Annotated in this window: 2 protein-coding genes; one reads left to right on the forward strand and one right to left on the reverse strand. The window is 46.4% G+C overall.

Going from position 1 to position 1808, the window contains the following annotated elements:
• Positions 1–30 precede the first annotated feature (30 nt).
• Positions 31–612 (reverse strand): hypothetical protein, encoded by a 582-nt coding sequence (locus Q1K24_RS03870; protein WP_300366238.1) that lies wholly within the window; start codon positions 610–612, stop codon positions 31–33.
• A 132-nt stretch (positions 613–744) separates the two neighbouring features.
• Between Q1K24_RS03870 and Q1K24_RS03875 the strand changes: the two genes are divergently transcribed.
• Positions 745–1808: glycosyltransferase family 4 protein (locus Q1K24_RS03875; RefSeq protein ID WP_300366241.1), on the forward strand; the 1064-nt coding region annotated here is incomplete at its 3' end.

The raw sequence follows: 1808 nt of genomic DNA on the forward strand, positions 1-1808 counted from the left end.
ACATTCCCACAAGCCGCTGAAAGCGGCGCCCTACTTCTTCAAACTCTCCAACTCCTTCAACGCACTCTCCAACACCTCTCTCTTCTCCTCCAGAAACCCCGTAACGGATGGCTTGAAATTGGTCAGAAAGAAGCCGTAAATTTCACTCTCGTTGGGATTCTCCACATTAACCAGTTCGTCGATGAAGTCGTCAAATTTCATCTGCGAAGCGGCAGCTGCGATGTGCGGCATCATCGCCGCAGAGAGCGTTTCATCGTTGGCCGTATAGTGCAGTATCAGGAAAATCTCTTTGGCTCCTTTGTAGTCATCTTCACTGTAGCGTTCGATACCGTGTTCATAGATACCGCGCAGCGTGTATAGATCACGTTTGTCGGAAATGTCGAAAAATTCCTGTTTCGTCAGCTTGTCCGCCAGGCGGTCGAAAACGGTCTGCAAAATCTCCGTATAGATGCGGTCCAGACGCTCCGCTGAAAGGTTGAGCATCACCGCCGTATCGAGCACATCGTACATCCCCTCTATATCTTTGGCTTTCACGGCTGCCTCTTCGCGATTGGCCAGATCCATCATAAATTCCGGATTGTTTTTCAAATCGGCAAATTCGTTTTGGTTCATTGAATCCTCTTTGTTATATTTGTAGATATCATTTTAGCATAGCTTGAAAATGCCGATATTATAAAGTAAATCAAATCCAATTTTGGTTATCATCATCCCACAGAAATTCATGAAACAAGGCGCAATAATCGTATGATATTTCTTTTGACACTTATAACTTTTATTGCTACAGCCATCTGTATTGCCGGTTTTATCAAGCTTGCGCCGAAACTTGGATTCGTCGATATTCCAAACGAAAGAAGCATGCATTTCAAACCCATCCCCAGGGGAGCGGGGATCTGCTTCGTTTCTATCTCCCTTCTCGTCTCCCTGATCGCGGTAGTGTTCGACCTCAACCATTTGCAACAATACTACTATGTCTATCTCGCCACAGCGATCGTGTTTTTGGCCGGCTATATCGACGACCGCAGAGGACTGCCTCCGAAAGTCAAGTTTCTCTTTATCATCGCCGCCATCATTCTGCTGTGTCTCAATGGTCTCTATATCGGCTCGCTCGGATATTACCTCGGATATAAAATCGATCTTCCGCTTTCCGTCGCGCTCATCTTCACCATTTTCGCCATCACAGGATTCACCAATGCCCTCAATCTCATAGATGGCCTCGACGGACTTGCCGGAATGATTTCTCTCGTCATGCTTACAGCGTTTTTGTGGATCGGCTATACCAATCACGACGAGCTCATGATCATGCTTTCTTCCATCTTTATGGGAGGTATCGGTGCATTCCTGCTCTTCAACTGGTACCCGGCAAAAGTTTTCATGGGAGACAGCGGTTCCTTGACACTCGGCTTCGTCATCTCCATCCTGGCCGTACGGGCCATGGACTTCATCGAACCCACCGCGGTTCTCTTTATCGTCGTTCTGCCGGTACTGGACACATTCATCGTCATGACAAGGAGACTGCAGCGGGGACTTTCACCATTCAGTGCCGACAAAACCCATATGCACCATATTCTCTACAACCGGTATGAAGACATTCCCTACACCACGATTCTGCTTGTCTATATTCAAATCGCATTTACGATCATCGGGGTACAGATCAGACACGCGGACAATTTTCTATCCCTCATCCTGTTTGGCATTCTTTTCTTTATTTTCCTCAATCTTTTCGATCAGCGTATCAAACGGCGTAAAAAAGAGAAAACCTCAAAAAGCAAACTGGAAACTGTCAGAAAATGGAGAGAATGTTCCATATC

The organism is Hydrogenimonas sp. (assembly GCF_029932565.1).
Classification (GTDB): domain Bacteria; phylum Campylobacterota; class Campylobacteria; order Campylobacterales; family Hydrogenimonadaceae; genus Hydrogenimonas.

Excerpts from the sequence above, each read along its gene's own strand:
- Q1K24_RS03870 (WP_300366238.1), bottom strand. The coding sequence starts at position 612 with ATGAACCAAAACGAATTTGCCGATTTGAAAAACAATCCGGAATTTATG.